Source organism: Flexivirga sp. (assembly GCF_051955415.1).
In the GTDB taxonomy this organism is placed as follows: domain Bacteria; phylum Actinomycetota; class Actinomycetes; order Actinomycetales; family Dermatophilaceae; genus Flexivirga.
Genome location: NZ_JBQCGS010000077.1, coordinates 1 through 16,774 on the forward strand (window position 1 = coordinate 1; position 16,774 = coordinate 16,774).

Annotated in this window: 12 protein-coding genes; 3 read left to right on the forward strand and 9 right to left on the reverse strand. The window is 68.1% G+C overall.

Translation table 11 applies throughout. The annotated features are described in order from the left end of the window. The first annotated feature begins 56 nt into the window (after positions 1 to 56). On the forward strand, positions 57 to 395 hold the full coding sequence (locus tag ACTHL4_RS12830) for an ABC transporter permease (protein ID WP_440283206.1): 339 nt from the start codon (positions 57 to 59) through the stop codon (positions 393 to 395). Here ACTHL4_RS12830 and ACTHL4_RS12835 read toward each other — a convergent pair. From ACTHL4_RS12835 to ACTHL4_RS12845, 3 genes are all read right to left on the reverse strand, one after another. Continuing rightward, on the reverse strand, positions 347 to 3,271 hold the full coding sequence (locus ACTHL4_RS12835) for a bifunctional [glutamine synthetase] adenylyltransferase/[glutamine synthetase]-adenylyl-L-tyrosine phosphorylase (protein ID WP_440283207.1): 2,925 nt from the start codon (positions 3,269 to 3,271) through the stop codon (positions 347 to 349). The genes ACTHL4_RS12830 and ACTHL4_RS12835 overlap by 49 nt on opposite strands. A 71-nt stretch (positions 3,272 to 3,342) precedes the next feature. Further along, positions 3,343 to 4,680: a glutamine synthetase family protein gene (locus tag ACTHL4_RS12840; RefSeq protein WP_440283159.1), complete on the reverse strand. Its 1,338-nt coding sequence runs from the start codon at positions 4,678 to 4,680 to the stop codon at positions 3,343 to 3,345. 116 nt (positions 4,681 to 4,796) lie between these two features. Next, complete coding sequence (locus tag ACTHL4_RS12845; protein ID WP_440283160.1) at positions 4,797 to 7,115, reverse strand: immune inhibitor A domain-containing protein; 2,319 nt, start codon at positions 7,113 to 7,115, stop codon at positions 4,797 to 4,799. 221 nt (positions 7,116 to 7,336) lie between these two features. Here ACTHL4_RS12845 and panB point away from each other — a divergent pair, with 221 nt between their 5' ends. Beyond that, entirely contained in the window at positions 7,337 to 8,197 is an 861-nt protein-coding gene (gene panB, locus ACTHL4_RS12850) for a 3-methyl-2-oxobutanoate hydroxymethyltransferase (RefSeq protein WP_440283161.1), read from the forward strand. Here panB and ACTHL4_RS12855 read toward each other — a convergent pair. Next, entirely contained in the window at positions 8,137 to 9,390 is a 1,254-nt protein-coding gene (locus ACTHL4_RS12855; protein WP_440283162.1) for an MFS transporter, read from the reverse strand. The genes panB and ACTHL4_RS12855 overlap by 61 nt on opposite strands. A 129-nt stretch (positions 9,391 to 9,519) precedes the next feature. Here ACTHL4_RS12855 and ACTHL4_RS12860 point away from each other — a divergent pair, with 129 nt between their 5' ends. After that, entirely contained in the window at positions 9,520 to 9,948 is a 429-nt protein-coding gene (locus tag ACTHL4_RS12860; RefSeq protein ID WP_440283163.1) for a hypothetical protein, read from the forward strand. A gap of 72 nt (positions 9,949 to 10,020) precedes the next feature. Here the strand turns inward: ACTHL4_RS12860 and xylA are convergent, their stop codons facing one another. From xylA to ACTHL4_RS12885, 5 genes are all read right to left on the reverse strand, one after another. Further along, the gene (gene xylA, locus ACTHL4_RS12865; protein ID WP_440283164.1) at positions 10,021 to 11,202 is read right to left on the reverse strand and encodes a xylose isomerase; all 1,182 of its coding nucleotides are present in this window, start codon (positions 11,200 to 11,202) and stop codon (positions 10,021 to 10,023) included. 47 nt (positions 11,203 to 11,249) lie between these two features. Further along, positions 11,250 to 13,613 (reverse strand): beta-glucosidase family protein, encoded by a 2,364-nt coding sequence (locus tag ACTHL4_RS12870; protein WP_440283165.1) that lies wholly within the window; start codon positions 13,611 to 13,613, stop codon positions 11,250 to 11,252. A gap of 3 nt (positions 13,614 to 13,616) precedes the next feature. Continuing rightward, positions 13,617 to 14,453 (reverse strand): carbohydrate ABC transporter permease, encoded by an 837-nt coding sequence (locus tag ACTHL4_RS12875; RefSeq protein WP_440283166.1) that lies wholly within the window; start codon positions 14,451 to 14,453, stop codon positions 13,617 to 13,619. After that, positions 14,453 to 15,298, reverse strand: a complete 846-nt coding sequence (locus tag ACTHL4_RS12880) for a carbohydrate ABC transporter permease (RefSeq protein WP_440283167.1) — start codon at positions 15,296 to 15,298, stop codon at positions 14,453 to 14,455. Before ACTHL4_RS12880 ends, ACTHL4_RS12875 begins: the two co-directional genes overlap by 1 nt. A gap of 116 nt (positions 15,299 to 15,414) precedes the next feature. After that, positions 15,415 to 16,719, reverse strand: a complete 1,305-nt coding sequence (locus ACTHL4_RS12885; protein ID WP_440283168.1) for an extracellular solute-binding protein — start codon at positions 16,717 to 16,719, stop codon at positions 15,415 to 15,417. Positions 16,720 to 16,774 lie beyond the last annotated feature (55 nt).

Consider the following 16,774-nt stretch of genomic DNA (forward strand, 5'->3'; position numbering starts at 1 on the left):
CGGGGCCGTGGTGGGCCGGCACGCGGACCCTGGCGGGGTGGCGCCCCCGCTCGGGCGTGTTCGCGGCGGGTTCGCCCCTCGGGCCCCCCCCGGGGGGGGCGGCGGCCGCCGCCCCCCCCCCCCCCGCGGCACTGGCGCTGATCCCGGGCATGGACCAGACGCGGACCGTCGGCCTGGTGACGCTGCCAGGAGCGTTCGTCGGCGCCCTGCTCGGCGGGGCCAGCGCGTGGGAGGCGGCCGCGGTCCAGTTGCTGGTGCTGGTGGCGCTGCTCGTGGCGCAGGCGATCTCGGTCCTGCTCACCACCGAGCTGACCATTCACGGGCGCCTCGGCCCGATCGGCGGCCGTCAGCGGGTGGGGTCCACGTCCCGGTCGGCGTCGGGATCGGTACCGTAGAACTCCCGCTCCACGACGTCGCGCGCCCGGCGGGACACGCGCAGATAGCGTTCGGAGAGCTCGGAACCCGAGCCGACGGGTGAGCCGAGGATCCGAGCAATGCCGTCCGCGTCGGCCAGCGAACCCGGAAGCGAGTCGACCGGACGCCCCCGCCACAGGACCGACGCGTTGCGCAACCGGCTGGCCAAGGTCCAGGACTCGCGCAGCAACGCCGCGTCCGGCACGTCGATCAGGCCGTGTTGCGCCATCGCGCGCAGCGGCGTCGTGGTGCCGGTGTGCCGCAGCTGCGGGATCTCGTGGGCGTGCTGCAGTTGCGCGAGCTGGACGGTCCACTCGACGTCGGAGAGGCCGCCGCGGCCCAGCTTGAAGTGGGTGCGCAGGTCGCCGCCGCGCGGCAGGCGTTCGGCTTCCATCCGCGCCTTCAGCATGCGTATGGCGCGCACCGCCTTCTCGTCGATGCCGCCCTCCGGCCAGCGCAGCGGGTCGATGAGCCCGGTGAAGCGCACCCCCAGCTCCTCGTCACCGGCGATCGGCGAGGCACGCAGCAGCGCCTGGGCCTCCCATCCCTCGGACCACCGCTCGTAGTAGGCCGCATACGAGGCGAGAGTGCGCACGATCGGCCCGGCCTTGCCCTCCGGTCGCAGGTCGGCGTCGACCACGAGGGCGGGGTCCGGTCCGCCGGCGCTCAGGCCGTTCTTCAGGTAGGTGACGACTTCCTCGGCCTGGTTCTGCGCCAGTTGCGGGTCGGCGTCCGGCAGCGGGTCGTGCACGAACATGACGTCCGCGTCCGACGAATAGCCCATCTCGGCGCCACCGAGCCGGCCCATCCCGATGATCGTGATGCGAGTGGAAAGCGTTGCGCCGCTTTCCTTCTCGACATGCCGGACGGCGAGCTCGAGTGTTCCTTGCAGGGTGGCGGCGGCCAGGTCGGTCAGCGCCCGCTCGACGGCGTCGAGCTCGAGGTTGCCGGTCAGGTCCGCGACGGCGATCCGGATGAGTTCGGTGCGTCGGGCCGACCGGATCGCCAACAGTGCTGCGTCGTCGTCGTCCGGTTGGCGGTCGACCGCTGCCCGCATCGCGGTCAGCAGCTGATCCCTGGTCAGCGGCTGTTGCGCGTGCGTGGACCCGAAGACGCGCACGGCGGACGGGGCGTTCTCCAGCAGCTGACCGACATACCGGCTGCTGGCCAGGGACTTGGCGAGGGTCTCGGCGGCACGACCCTCGTCGCGCAGCATCTTCAGGAACCAGTGCGTCGTGCCCAGCGCATCACTCAGCTTGCGGAAGGCCAGCAGTCCGAGGTCGGGGTCGACCTCCTCGGCGAACCACTGCAGCATCACCGGCAGCAACGTGCGTTGTATGGCGGCCCGGCGGCTCACCCCCGCCGTCAGCGCCTCGAGGTGCCGCACAGCGCCCTTCGCATCGCGAAAACCCAGCGCCGCGAAGCGATCCTGCGCACTCTCCGGGGTCAGCCGGGCGTCGTCGCGGGAGAGGTTGGCGACCGCGGAGAGCAACGGCCGGTAGAAGATCCGCTCGTGCAGCCGGCGCACCTGCGCGGCACGTTCGCGCCACTGCTTGACCACGTCGGTCTCGGGGTTGGCGCGCAGCCCGACGGATCGTCCGAGGATGCGCAACTCGGTGGAACTCGTCGGGATCAAATGTGTGCGGCGCATCCGGGACAACTGGATGCGGTGCTCGAGCACGCGCAGCTGGCGGTAGGCCTGGTCCAGCTCGCGAGCGTCCACCCGCCCGATGTATCCGCCGGCCGACAGTGCGGCGATCGCGGCCAGGGTGCCGCGGTCCCGCAGCCGGTCGTCGGTGCGTCCGTGCACCAACTGCAGCCGCTGCACGCTGAACTCGATGTCCCGCAGGCCGCCGGGACCGAGCTTGAGCTGCCGGCCGGACTCTCCGTGCGGCACATGGTCTTCCACCCGCCGGCGCATGGCCTGCACGTCCTCGACGAAGTGGTCGCGGTCGGCGGCGCGCCAGATCAGCGGCCGGATCGCGGACAGGTATGCCGCACCGGTCTGCTCGTCTCCGGCGATGGGTCGTGCCTTGAGCAGCGCCTGGAACTCCCAGGTCTTGGCCCAGCGCTCGTAGTAGGCACGATGCGACTCGACGGTGCGCACCAGCGGACCCTGCTTGCCCTCCGGACGCAGCGCCGGGTCGACCGGCCACAGCGCCCCCTCCCCCGTCGGCTCCGAACAGGCGCGCATCACCTCGGTGGCCAGCCTGTTGCCGACCGTGAGCGCGTCGGCCTCCTCGACACCATCGGCGGGCTCGGCCACGAAGATCACGTCGACGTCGCTGATGTAGTTGAGTTCCCGGCCGCCGCACTTGCCCATTCCGATGACCGTCAACCGGCACCTGTCCGCGTCCTCGACCGTGGTGCGCGCGATGCGCAGCGCCGCTGCGACAGCGGCCCCGGCCAGTTCCGAGAGGGCCTCGGAGATCCGCGGGAAGTGTTCGATCGGATCGCCGGTCAGGTCGATCGCCGCGATCTGCAGCAGCTGCCGGTAGTAGGCGACGCGCAGCGCGTCATACGCCTGCAGGCCGGTGGCGTCTGCGACCGCGTCGGACAGAGCGGCGTAGAGGGCGTCCCGATCGCGCACCTGAGCGGCCAGCACGTCCCGCCAGTGCTCGGGGTGCCGGACGACGTGGTCGGTCAGTGCCGTGGAGGCGCCGAGCAGCCGGACCAGCCGGTCCCAGCCGTCCCGATCATCGGCGAACAGCGTTGCGAACGTGTCGGTCTCGGAGTCGGGAAGCACTTCACCCAGACGCACCAGCCCCAGCAGGGCATGGTCGGGCGAGGCGGCCTGCGCCAGGGAGGCGACAGCCGCTTCGACCAGAGCCGGTGCGACCCGCAACTCGGCCACCATCGCTTGCGCACGTTCGGGTTCGGTGAAACCGGCGCGGGCGAGCACGGGTCGGGAGCCGACTCCCGTCTCCCTCACAGCGTGCCCAGATAGCGATCCAGTTCGTACTGCGTCACCTGGTCGCGGTAGGCGGCCCACTCGGCGCGCTTGTTGCGCAGGAAGAAGTCGAAGACGTGCTCGCCGAGGGTGTCCGCGACGAGTTCGCTGTGCTCCATCAGGTGGATCGCGTGGTCCAGGGACGCCGGCAACGGGTCGATCCCCATGGCGCGCAGCTCTCGGTCGGTCAGCGCCCACACGTTGTCCTCGGCCTCCGGGGGCAGTTCGTAACCCTCGTCGACGCCCTTCATGCCGGCGGCGAGCACCACGGCGTACGCGAGGTAGGGGTTGGCGGCCGAATCCAGTGAGCGGACCTCGATCCGTGAGCTCTGCCCCTTGGACGGCTTGTACATCGGCACCCGCACCATCGCGCTGCGGTTGTTGTGCCCCCAGCAGACGTAGGGCGGCGCCTCCGCCCCGCTCCAGATCCGCTTGTAGGAGTTGACCCACTGGTTGGTGACCGCGCTGATCTCACCCGCATGCCGCAGGATCCCTGCGATGAAACGTCTTGCGGTCGTGGACAGTTGGTATGGCGCGCCGGCCTCGAAGAAGGCGTTGCGGTCGCCTTCGAAGAGCGACACGTGGGTATGCATGCCCGAGCCCGGCGCATCGGCCAACGGCTTGGGCATGAACGAGGCGAAGACGCCCTGCTCGAGCGCGACCTCCTTGATGACGGTGCGGAACGTCATGATGTTGTCGGCCGTGGTGAGCGCATCGGCGTAGCGCAGGTCGATCTCGTTCTGACCGGGCCCGGCCTCGTGGTGGGAGAACTCCACCGAGATCCCCATCTGCTCCAGCAGCGAGATGGCCGACCGGCGGAAGTCGTGCCCGGTGCCGTGCGGCACGTGGTCGAAGAAGCCGGAATTGTCGACCGGCACCGGCGGCCGGCCGGGTTGGAGGTCCTTCTCGAAGAGGTAGAACTCGATCTCCGGATGGGTGTAGAAGGTCAGCCCCTTGTCGGCGGCCTTGGCCAGTGCGCGCTGCAGCACGTAGCGCGGGTCGGCCATGCTGGCCGACCCGTCGGGCAGCCGGATGTCGCAGAACATCCGGGCGGTGCCGGGGTTCTCACCGCGCCAGGGCAGCACCTGGAACGTGTCGGCGTCCGGCAGGACGAGCATGTCGGACTCGTAGACCCGTGCCAGACCCTCGATGGCACTGCCGTCGAAGCCGATGCCCTCGGCGAACGCACCGTCCAACTCGGCGGGCGCGACCGCCACCGACTTCAGCGTGCCCAGCACGTCGGTGAACCACAGGCGGATGAACCGGATGTCGCGTTCCTCGATCGTGCGAAGCACGTATTCCTGCTGTCGATCCATGAACAGAATCCTGCCTCATCAACGCGCCGGAGGTCTTGCCACCCGCACATACGAAAGCACGCTGGTCGAGCGGCGCAGGGGCCACTCGACCAGCGTGCTGTGGGTTCGTCCGGGCCCTACTTGCGGAACTTCACGTTCAGCAGCAGACCGTCACCCTGCTTGTGCTTGACGATGATCTGCGTGCCACTGCCGGCGACCTTCACCGAACCGGTGGGGTTCTGGCTGGACCAGTAGGCGTCGGTCCGGCTGTCGTCGAACATCCGGTTGCCTGCCTGCTTGGGCATGTCCAGCGACGTGCCCTTGCGGTGCAACGTGAACTTGTCGGTCTTGTGCAGGCCGAATGTCGAGTCGTAGCTCTGGATCCGGTTGGAGGCGACCTCACCGGTCTTCCAGACGACGGGGACCGGGTGCGCGTCGACCGGCAGCACGAGACCGCGGCCCGGGTGGACCGTGGTGTTGTTGTTCTCGTACTCGTTGTCGACATACCAGACCAGCAGACCGTCCTGGTAGGGGTAGTGCTCGACCCAGTCCGGCTTGTCGCTGAAACCGAAGTTGTACGGACCGGTCTTCAGCGTGTCGTCGTAACCGGAGTAACGACGGGACTCGGCGAGGTAGTAGTGCGACTTGGTGACGGTGTTGCTGCCGGTCATCCGGGTGAACCCGTCGGCCGTCCACGCGGAGTCGGCCGACTCCACGTCGTCGGTGGTGGTCACACCGTCGACCGTCACCGCGAGGTCGTCCAGGAAGGCGCCGTCGTAGTGGACCCCACCGTCGGTCTGGTATGCGAACCGGAAGAGGACCTTCTTGCCGGCATACGGAGTCAGGTCGAAGCTCACCGAGGTCCACGACTTGTGGGAGCCGGTGACTCCGTCGCCGACGGTGGTCCAGGTGGACCCGCCGTCGGTGGAGACCTGGCCGTAGAGGAAGTCGTAGTCCTGCTCGATGTCGTACCACGCCGCGGCGGACACCGAAGCCGACTTGGCACCGGTCAGGTCGATCTGGCGGGACAACGTGGTGTTGAGGTTGTCGGCGCTGCCGCTCCACCACTCATGTGTGCCGGACTTCGGGGTGTTGTAGTCGGTGGTGATCTTCTTGTCCGGCAGGCTGACCGCGACCGCCTGCGGCTCCTTGCGGTTGTCCAGGTCGGCCGGGCCGAGGTGGACCTCGGTGTCCTTGCCGTACTGCACGGTCTGCAGGTCGCTCCAGCCGAGCTGGACCTTGGACCAGGCGTCCATGTAACCGGGCGTGGTGCCGATCGCGTCCTTGCCGTGGTTGAGCCATGAGCCGCTGCTCATCAGACTCCAGAAGCCGACGGTGTTGTCACCCTTGTTGGTGGTGTCGTAGAGGTCGGGCAGTCCCAGGTCGTGACCGAACTCGTGGGTGAACACGCCCAGGCCGCCGTTCTCCGGCTCGGTGGTGTAGTCCTGCACCCAGATGCCGGTGTCGCCGATCTGGACACCGCCGGACTTGTTGCCGGCCGGGCCCGAGGTGCCGTAGCCGGTCTGCACCGCCCAGCGGTGCGACCAGATGGCGTCGGCGCCCTCGGCGCCGCCGCCGGCTTCCTCGCCCTCGCCGGCGTGCAGTGCCTCGTAGTGGTCGATGTAACCGTCGGGCTCGTTGAAGTCGCCGTCACCGTCGTAGTCGTAACGGTCCCAGGTGTCGAACTGCTTGAGTTCCTCGGTGATCTGCGCCTTGGTCTTACCGGACTCGATCTGCTTGTTGTACCAAGCGGTCAGCGAATCCTTCACGAACGCCCAGTAGCCCTCGGCCTCGCTGGTGCCGTCACCCTTGACCGGGTTGTGGCCGTAGCGCGCCTCGTTGTAGGGCACCTGCACCCAGTCGCTCACGGTCGTGTCGACCTCGAACCGGCCCTGCGACTGATCCTTGTAGAAGTTGCGGAACGACTCGCCGTCACCGTTGAACAGGTCGTTGTAGTGCGCCTGGTTGAAGTCGTCGACCCAGTAGGTCGAGTTGTTGGTGCTGCGGTCCGGCTTGGGGATCTGGTTGTGCAGCGGACCCGCGGCACCACCGGTCTGCGGCTTGGTCTGGGTGCCGAATTCGGCCAGCGTGGTGAAGATCTTGGTCGACTGGTTGGGGTCGTACTGGACGTACTTGCCCTTCTTGGGTGTGGTGCCCTTGCCGCGTTTCTTGGCGTGGGCGGCCGACTCCGGCGCCTGCAGCTCGATGACCTTCTTGCCGTCGATCGTCTTGACCTCGGCCTCGCCCTTGACGAGCTTGTTGACCGCAGCCGTGCGCTCGGCCGCCTGTTGTTCTGCCCGGGGGTTGGGCAGGTTGTCCGCGCGGTGGCTGAGGCCGGGTCCGGCCGGGGGCACCACCTGTGCATGAGCCGGCTGGGTCAGGCCGACGATGGCGAACGACGCGGTGGCGGCGAATGCCGTCGTTCCGGCGACCGCCTTGAAGACGCGTGTGGTCACTTGTTCCTCCTGTGAGGCTCTCCTGCGAGGTGGACGGCACTCAGCGAGCTACGTGCCCGGACCTCGATGTGAAACGGCCGCCGCGAACGGGGTGTGCGGCGGGCCGCAGTCAGCCTGCCCATTTCTGGGCGTATTTGCGGGCCATCTCCAGGTTCTTTTAATGTTTCCATGCATGCGCTTTACCTGCCGTTGAGGATTCGCGCGCCGATAGGGTCGACGCCATGACCGACACATCCTCAGAAGTCAGCGCGCCCTACGGCACCGGCGCACAGGCCGCCCCGCAGCGCCGGGTCCGCGTCCCTCACCTGCAGGCGAAGAAGGCCCGGGGCGAGAAGTGGGCGATGCTGACGGCATACGACATGTATGCCGCCGAGATCTTCGACGAGGCCGGCATCCCGGTGCTGCTGGTCGGCGACTCGGCCGGCAACAACGTCTTCGGCTTCGAGACCACCGTGCCGGTCACCGTCGACCACCTGCTGCCGCTCGTGCGGGCGGTGAGCACGGCGACCTCGCACGCGATGGTGGTGGCGGACCTTCCGTTCGGCTCCTACCAGGCCAGTCCGCAGCAGGCGCTGGAGACCGCTGCCCGCTTCATGAAGGAGGGGCTGGCGCACGCCGTCAAGCTCGAGGGTGGCAAACCGATGGTGCCCGAGGTCGAACTCCTCGTCCGCGCCGGTATCCCGGTCATGGGCCACATCGGGTTCACCCCGCAGAGCGAGCACGTGCTGGGCGGCTACCGCGTCCAGGGCCGCGGCGAGGGCGCCGAACGCCTGCTGGAGGACGCGCTGGCGCTGCAGGACGCCGGCTGCTTCGCAATCGTGCTGGAGATGGTTCCGGCCCCGGCCGCACGGAAGGTCACCGAGGCGCTCGCCATCCCCACCATTGGCATCGGCGCCGGTCCGGATTGCGATGCACAGGTGCTCGTCTGGCAGGACATGGCCGGCCTGCGCGGCGGGAAGGCACCGCGGTTCGTCAAGAAGTATGCCGACCTGCGCGGCGAACTCGGCCGTGCCGCACAGGACTACGCTCGCGAGGTCGCGTCCGGCGAGTTCCCCTCCGCGGAGCAGAGTTTCGAGTCCTGACGGGTTTGTGGTCCGGCTCCCTTGGTGGGGACCGACCACCACATGACCGCGGCGGCGAGCAGGCCGAACGCACCGGAGACCACGATCCCGGCGGCCAGCGCGGCCGCCGCGGTGACCACAGACAGCACGGCCGGCCCGACCGTTGCGCCGGCGTCGGAGAGTTCCCGCCAGATCCCGAGGAACTGCGCCCGCCCCACGGATGGTGAGAAGTCCGCCCCGAGCGTCATCACCATGCCGGATCCGATGCCGTTGCCGAAGCCGAGGACGCACGCGACGACGCAGAGCAGGACGGCGCCGTGGGTGAGCGGGATGGCCATCATGGACAACCCCATCACCAGCATCGAGGGCACGGTCACCCAGCGTCGGCCGAACAGGTCCATGACCTTCCCCGCCGGGTAGAACACCAGCATGTCGACGCCCCCGGCGATGCCGGCGATCACCGAGATGGTCTGCGGCGACAACCCGAGGTGCTCCGCCCACAGCGGGATCACCGCCTGCCGGGTGGCACGGATCATCGCGACCAGCAGGATGCCCATGCCGACGGTCAGGAAGATGTGCTTGTAGTCCCGGGCCACCCCGCGCACGGTGGCGCTGGCCGCCGTCGTCCCCTCCGCGCCGGCGGCGGCCGGCAGATCCTGCAGGGTGGCCCCCGCCAGGCCGGCGACGGCGAGCGCCACGACACAGACGGCATACGCGCCGTGCAGGCGCCACAGCCCCATCGCGGCCGCGCCCACGAACGGACCGAGGAACATGCCGACGCGCATCACTCCCCCGAGCGTCGACAGCGCTCGGGCGCGATAGCGCGCCGGCACCGCCTCGGTCAGGTAGCTCTGCCGCGCGAGCATGAAGACGGAGCCGCTGACGCCCATGAGGAAGGCGCCGGCACCGAAGAGCCACACGGTGTTCGCGGTCATGCACAGGGCAGCCGCCAGCACACCGACGATCGAGGCGCCGATGATCGCGTGGCGTTCGCCGTACTTGGCGGTGATCATCGAGCTCGGGACATTGAAGAGCAGCGAGCCGATGTTCAGCAGGGTGACCATCAGCGCGGCGGTCGCCACCGAGCCGCCCAGCTCGCGCGCCGACAACGGGACCACGGGGAGCATGGCGCCCTCGGCCACTCCGAAGAGCAGCGACGGAGCGTATGCCGGGATCGCCAGTCGTTTCAGGTCGAACTCCGGCATCTCACTCATTGTTAGCCAGTCTAATGACTTCGGCCGTCTCCGCGACCGAGTGCCACCCGCGTCCGTGCCCATCCGGATCGTCGTCGGCGACGAATCACCGGTGACTTCGCTCCACTCACCGAACACAAGGGGTTCGTCATGATCGACCGTTTCCTGGGCAGGCCGCTGCGGTCCCCGCTGCGCCTGCTGGTCGTGGCGGCCGCGCTCGTCGCCGCGTGCGCGCACGTGCCGGTAATCGCGCCGCACCTGGACGAGGCGCCCTACATGGGCGCCTTGTTCATCGTGCTGACGGTCGCGTGCGTCGTGCTGGCCGCAACCCTGCTGGTGCACGACGCGCCGCGTGTCTACGCGCTGTCGGTCCTGACGTGCGGCCTGGCCGTGATCGGGTATGCCGCCACCCGGATCGTGGCGTTCCCGATGCTCGCCGACGATGTCGGCAACTGGTTCGAGCCGCTGGGCGTGGTGTCCGTGATCAGCGAGTCCGTCGTGGTCGTCGCCTCGGTGGTCGCCCTGCGCGGTCGAGCGGTCCATCCGACGCGGCGGGACCGGTCCGCGGCCACGGCATAGCCCCGCGAGCTGCCCCAGCGGGCCCGACGACGCCGCGTCATTCTGTCGACGAACGGCGCCGTCGGCACGACCTCAGCGACCGGTGAGGTGCTCGACCGCGAGCTGGTTCAGCTTCACGAAGCCGTAGTCACGCTCCGCCGCCTGCTGGACGTCGAAGTCGTCGTCCGCCGCCAGGAAGTCGGCGAGCGATTCACCTGCCGCCAGCGTCGGCTCCTGCAACGCGGTCACGCCGGCATACTCCATCGCCTCCGCGACCCGCGGGTCCGCCCGGAACGCCCGAGCCTTCTCCGCCAGGTGCAGGTAGGTCGACATGCAGGCCGCGGCCGAATCCCATACGCCCTGCATGTTCTCGGTGCGTGACGGCTTGTAGTCGAAGTGCCGGGGGCCGGTGTACCGCGGCGCGTCCGGCTGGCCCGGGAAGCCGTTCTCCAACAGGTCGACGGTGAAGAACGCCGACAGCAGGTCGCCGTGCCCGAAGACCAGGTCCTGGTCGTACTTCAGGCCGCGCTGACCGTTGAGGTCGAGGTGGAACAGCTTGCCGCTCCACAGTGCCTGCGCGAGCTGGTGGCTGTAGTTGAGGTTGGCCATCTGCTCGTGACCGGTCTCCGGGTTGAGCCCGACGATGTCGCCGTTGTCGAGCTCGGCGATGAACGCCAGCGCGTGCCCGACGGTGGGCAGGAAGATGTCACCACGCGGCTCGTTCGGCTTGGGCTCCAAGGCGATTCGCAGGTCGTAGCCCTTGTCCTTGATGTATGCCGCGACCGTGTCGATGCCCTCCTTGTAGCGCTCGAGGGCGGCATACACGTTCTTGCTGCCGTCGTACTCGGCACCTTCCCGGCCGCCCCACATGACGAACGTCTGCGCGCCGCACTCGGCCGCGATGTCGACCGCGCCGAGGATCTTGCGCAGTCCGAACCGGCGGACGCCGCGGTCGTTGCGGGTACGCCCGCAGTCCATGAAGTCCGGGTGGGTGAACTTGTTGGTCGTGACCTTCTCGATGGTAATGCCGGCCGCGTCGCTGGACTTCTTCAACTGCTCGATCCGGGAGCGCTTGCTCGCCTCGTCGGCGTCGAACGCGAAGACGTCGTTGTCGTGGAAGGTGATGCCCCAGACGCCCAGGTCGGCCAAGTGCTTGACGTAGTCCCACGGTTCGAGGGGCTCGCGGGACGCCGTGCCGAACGGGTCCACGCCGGTCCAGCCGACCGTCCACAGGCCGAAGGAGAACTTGTCGTCGGGGGTCGGGGTGAGTGCCATGGGGATGCCTGCTTCCTGGTGAGTGATCAGAACAAGTGTGTATGACGTCAGTGCGGTGCCGGGACGACGGTCGCCGGGGTGTGCAGCACCCGTCCCTCGCCGACCTCCCGGACCGCGCCGTCGATGCGGAACCGTCCGGTGAGCGGCAACGCGTCGCTGGCCGTGCCGAGCGCGATCTCGACGTCGCCCGGCTCGACGATGCGGTGGCCGGCCAGGCCGATGAAGGATGTGCGGTCGGCGTGCACCTCGAAGGTGACGCGCGCTGCCGCACCGGGCGCGAGGTCGACTTTGGCGAACCCGCTGAGCCAGCGGGTCGGCCGGACCACCTGCGCCACCGGATCCGACAGATAGAGCTGGACCACCTCCGCACCGGCCCGATCACCGGTGTTGCGAACGGTCGCACTCACCAGCACGGTGCCGTCCGCCGGCATGGAGTCTGCGGACACGCCGAGGTCGGCGACCTCGAAGGTGGTGTAGCTCAGTCCGTGACCGAAGGGGTACGCCGGCTGCGGGTCGAGGTTGGAGACGCCGTCGTCGCTGATCGCCAACGGCGGTCCCAGATAGGTGCCGGGCTGCCCGCCGCGGAGCGCCGGAAGTCCGACCGAGAGCTTGCCGCTCGGGTTGACTCGTCCGGAGAGCACGCCGGCGATGGCAGCACCACCCTCCTCACCGGGCATGAAGGCTTGCACGATCGCGGCCGTCCGGTCGACGAAATCGCCCACCGCGTAAGGACGTCCGGTGATCAGGACCAGGACGACCGGGACACCCAGCCGCTGCGCCTCGGTGAGCACCGCATCGACCAACTGCGGCTGCGCACCGGGCAGGGCGAGATCGACCACGTCGCAGCCCTCGCCCGACGTGCCCCTGCCGAACAGCCCCGCCAGATCGCCGACGGCCAGCACGACCACGTCGCTGTCGCGGACGACCTCGAGCGCCTCCGGCACACCGGACAGATCGAGGTCGGTGAAGTCGACACCGCGTGCGTGCCGCAGCGTCGCCTGCGGCAGCTCGGCATCCAGGGCGTCGACCAACGTCTGCAGGTCGATGCCGGCGCCGTGCTCCTCGAAGCGGGACAACACGTGGTTGGGAAAGGTGTAACACCCGAGGTAGGTGCGGGCCTGCACCGCGGAGGGTCCGATCACACCGACTCGCTGGGCGCCGGCCGTCAGTGGCAGCGCGTGATTCTCGTTGCGCACCAGGACGATCGACCGCTCCGCCAGGGTGCGGGCCAGTGCCCGGTTGCCGGCGCTGTCGAGCTCCACCCGGTCGGCCGTCGGCGGCGCCGCGACCCAGTCGGGGTCGAGCAGGCCGAGGGTGATCTTGTGCCGCATCACCCGCGCCACGGCCCGGTCCAGCACGTCTTCGGCGAGACGGCCGGACCGCACCGCGTCGGCCAGGCCGAAGAAGGCACTGGTCTCGGGCAGCTCGACGTCCATCCCGGCGCTCAGTGCCAGGACGCCGGCGTCGTCCCTGGTCTCCGCCACGCGGTGCATCGACTGCAGGAAGGTCACCGCCCAGTAATCGGACACCACGGTGCCCTCGAATCCCCAACGATCGCGCAGGATCTGGGTCAACAAGCGGTATGACGCCGCGGGTGGTTCGCCGTCCACGTCGGCATAGGAGTTCATGACCGACTCCACGCCGCCGAGCCGGACCGCCATCTCGAACGGCACCAGGATGACGTCCTCGAACTCACGCGGCCCGATCGACACCGGTGCGTGGTTGCGCCCGGCGCGGGAGGCGGCATACCCGGCGAAGTGCTTGAGGGTGGCGATGACTCCGGCGTCCTGCAGTCCACGCACGTAGGACACGCCCAGGGTGCCGGTCAGATACGGGTCCTCCCCCATCGTCTCCTCGACCCGCCCCCAGCGGTAGTCACGCACCACGTCCAGCACCGGGGACAGGCCGTGGTGCACCCCGACAGCCTTCATGTCATTGCCGATTCGCGTCGCCATCGCCGCCACCAGCTCGGGTTCGAAGGATGCGCCCCAGGCGATGGCGGCGGGATAGCAGGTGGCCCCGAGCGTGGTGAACCCGGTGAGGCACTCCTCGTGGGCGATCGCCGGGATGCCCAGCCGCTGATGGTCGACGACGTACCGCTGCAGCTCACGCAACCGTTGTGCGCCCGTGGCCGGGTCCACCGGTCCGGAGCCGAAGACGCGCGTCAGGTGGCCGAGGCCGTCCCGCGCCGTCCCGGCCAGATCGCGGCGCCCCTCCTCGAAGGCCGACTGCATCGGCGCGACGTCACCGTCTGCCGAATCCTCTTGCGGTCGTGGCCAGTAGGAGCCGAGTTGGGCCGCCTTCTCAGCGACTGTCAGCTCGCCGAGCAGCGCCGCGACGCGGTCCTCGACCGGCAGTGTCGTGTCGTTCCAGGGCAGGGAGGCCATCCCCACCGTCTGTTCTGAAGTCATGGTTCACTTTCCGAAGCCGGCGGTGAGGCCGGCGACCAGTTGGCGACGCCCGATGATGTATGCCGCCAGGATCGGCAGGCAGGACAACACGATCGCCGCGAGCACGGCGGGGATGTCCGAGTTGAACTCGCCCTGGTAGCTCCATAGCGACAACGGCAAGGTGCGCACGTTCTCGCTCTGGGTGAGGATCAACGGGAAGAGGAATCCGTTCCAGCAGTTGAGCGCGTCGTAGATCGCGACCGTCGTGATCGCGGGCTTCGACAGGGGCAGCACCAGGCTGACGAAAGTGCGCCAGTCGCTCGCGCCGTCCGCGTGCATCGAGTCGTAGAGTTCGGCGGGTATGTCGCGCAGGTAGTTGACCAGGATCAGCACGGTGATCGGGATCGCGAATGCGATGCCCGGCAGCATCAGCGCCGGCAGGGTGTCGTAGAGATCGAGCTGCACGATCAGGTAGTAGACCGGCACGATCGTCGCCTGGATCGGGATGGCGATCCCGAGCAGGAAGACGCGTTGCGACATACGGGCGATGAGCGAGGAGCGGCGCACGATGACGTAGCTGGCCATCAGCGAGATCGCCACCACCACGACCACTGTGACCACGGCCACGAGCAGGCTGTTGACGAAGTAGCGCAGGAAGTCGTTGTGCAGCACCGTCCGGTAGGCACGCAGCGTCGGATCGGTCGGGATGCCCAGGGCGTTGGAGCTGTAGTAATCGGCCTGTGACTTCAGGCTGGTGATCACCACGTAGTAGATCGGGCCGATCGTGAGGATCAGCCAGACGAATCCGAGCACACCGCCGAAGACGTTGGGCCGCTGCCGTGTCGTGACCGCGCGCGCCATCACATGCCCTCCATCTGGCTCTCCATGCGGTCCGATCCGCTCAACCGGTTCAGCACCAGCGAGAAGGTCAGTCCGAGGACGATCAGGATCACCGCGATCACACTGGCGACTCCCATGTCATTGCTCTTGAAACCCTGCAGGTACATGTCGACCGGCAGGATGCGCGTTGCGTCCCCGGGGCCGCCGTTGGTCATCACGTAGATGAGGTCGAAGGCCGTCAACGTGCCCACGATCATCAGCGTCGTACTGGTTACGATCGTGTACTTCAGCTGCGGCAGGGTGATGCTGAAGAAGCAGCGGACCCGGCCGGCACCGTCCAGCTGGGCGGCCTCGTAGAGCGACTGCGGGATCTGCCGCGCCCCGGCCTGGTAGAGCAGTGAGTGGAACGGGATGAAGCACCACGACACCACGGCGATCACGACCCAGAACGCCAGCGTCGGCGAACCGAGCCAATCCTGTTGCAGCAGACCAAAATGCAGCGCGTTCGACAGCCCGAAGTTGGGATCGAGCAGGTTCTTGAACGCAATGCCGATGGCGGTCGCGGAGAACAGCAGCGGCAGGAAGTAGAGCACCGCCAGCACCGCCCGATAGCGCTGCCGGCCGGCCATGAAGACGCCGATCAACAGACTCAGCGGGAACTGCACGACGAAGGTCGCGATGCACATCAGGATCGTCAGCCAGAGCGCGTGGTACATCGAGCTCTGCTGCAGCACCGACGTCCAGTTGTCCAGCCCGGAGAAGGCCGGGGTGCCCAGGCCGTTCCAGTCGAAGAAGGACAGCACCAGGGTGCCGACCAGCGGCACCAGTCCGAAGAACGCGAAGAACGCCATGGCCGGGGCCAGCATCCACAGACTCGGACCTCGTCCCGTACCGCGGCCGGCTCCGCGACGGGCGTTCCGGCCGGCGATCCGACTCGCGTTGCGTGGACGGTCCGCCGCGGCTGCGGCAGTCCCGTCCGAACTCATTTGATCGTGCCGTTCATCGCCGTGATGAAGTCCATGGCGGTCGCCTGGCCGAGGAAGAACGCGGACAACTTGGTGAGTACGGTCTGTGCCTGCTCGTCGGAGAGTGCCTGGTCCCAGGACAGCTGGAAGCTCTTGGCATTCTTGGTCTGGTTGTAGGTGAACAGCAGGAAGTCCTTGTCCTTGCTGGCCTCGAGCTTGCTCTCGATGTTCTGGACAGCGGGGATGAGGCCCATGTCGATGAGTTCCTGACACGCCTTGTCGTCCAGGTTGTACTTGTCGAGGAATTTGGCGGCCAGGTCCTGGTCCGCCTTGGACGCCTTGGCGGACACCGAGAAGTAGTTGGCCGGGTTGCCGTAGACGTTGCTCGGGTCGCCGACGCCACCTTCCACCGACGGGAAGGCGAACCAGCCCAGGTTGCCGTCCTCGACCCACTTCTTGGCATCGGTGGTGAAGGTCGTGTAGACCCAGTTGCCCTGCAGCAACATCGCCGCCTTGTCGGTGTAGACCAGGGCCGCGTCGGCGTTGTTGTCGGCGACCACCGAGCCGAACTTGTTGCCGAACGCCCCGGCGTCGATGAGTTGCTTCAGCTTGCCGAACGCCTTCTCGAAGGCCGGGTCCGACCAGGCGCCCTTCTCCTGCTGGTACGCCTTGTTGAACGGCGCCGGGCCACCGATCCGGTCGACCAGGAACTCGATCCACATCAGCTCCGGCCACTGGCTCTGGCCGGCGAGCGCGATCGGCAGGATGCCCTTGGCCTTCAGCTTCTGGACCGCGGTGAGCAGCTCGTCGAAGGTCTTGGGCACCTCGACGCCGGCCTGCTTGAACAGCTTCTTGTTGTAGTAGATCAACTCGGGCTGCGAGTTGTTGATCGGGACGGCATACACCTTGCCGTCGACCTTGCCGACATCGAGCACGGAGGGGATCGCGCGCTTGGTCAACGTGGGGATCTTGTCGGTGATGTCGACGACGTCCTTGCTGGCGACGTAGTCGCGCAGCGTGCCGCCCGCCCAGGAATAGATCAGCGTCGGGCCGTTGCCGGACCCGACGCTGGTGCGGATCTTCTGCTTGTAGGAGTCGTTCGCGAAGTACTGGACGGTGAACTTGTGGTCCGGGTTGTCCTTGTTCCAGGCGGCGAAGGTGTCCTTGAAGACCTGCTCGGGCCCACCGGTGAGCGCCCAGGCGGACAGACCGGACGAACCCGCTCCGCCCGGCTTGCCACCGCCGCTACCGCAGGCTGTGAGCGCGAACAGGGGTGCGAACGCCACCGCACCCATCAGAAGCTGACGACGTGACACGGACATGAACGGACTCCTCAGCAGGTCTTCGAAACTTTCGGAAACGTTTCGGTTCGGGTTA

Coding starts and splice junctions, on each gene's coding strand:
- panB (WP_440283161.1), top strand. CDS start 7,337: ATGACCGACACATCCTCAGAAGTCAGCGCGCCCTACGGCACCGGCGCA.
- ACTHL4_RS12885 (WP_440283168.1), bottom strand. CDS start 16,719: ATGTCCGTGTCACGTCGTCAGCTTCTGATGGGTGCGGTGGCGTTCGCA.
- ACTHL4_RS12880 (WP_440283167.1), bottom strand. CDS start 15,298: ATGCTGGCCCCGGCCATGGCGTTCTTCGCGTTCTTCGGACTGGTGCCG.
- ACTHL4_RS12840 (WP_440283159.1), bottom strand. CDS start 4,680: ATGGATCGACAGCAGGAATACGTGCTTCGCACGATCGAGGAACGCGAC.
- ACTHL4_RS12860 (WP_440283163.1), top strand. CDS start 9,520: ATGATCGACCGTTTCCTGGGCAGGCCGCTGCGGTCCCCGCTGCGCCTG.
- ACTHL4_RS12835 (WP_440283207.1), bottom strand. CDS start 3,271: ATGGTGGCCGAGTTGCGGGTCGCACCGGCTCTGGTCGAAGCGGCTGTC.
- ACTHL4_RS12870 (WP_440283165.1), bottom strand. CDS start 13,613: ATGACTTCAGAACAGACGGTGGGGATGGCCTCCCTGCCCTGGAACGAC.
- ACTHL4_RS12875 (WP_440283166.1), bottom strand. CDS start 14,453: ATGGCGCGCGCGGTCACGACACGGCAGCGGCCCAACGTCTTCGGCGGT.
- xylA (WP_440283164.1), bottom strand. CDS start 11,202: ATGGCACTCACCCCGACCCCCGACGACAAGTTCTCCTTCGGCCTGTGG.
- ACTHL4_RS12855 (WP_440283162.1), bottom strand. CDS start 9,390: ATGAGTGAGATGCCGGAGTTCGACCTGAAACGACTGGCGATCCCGGCA.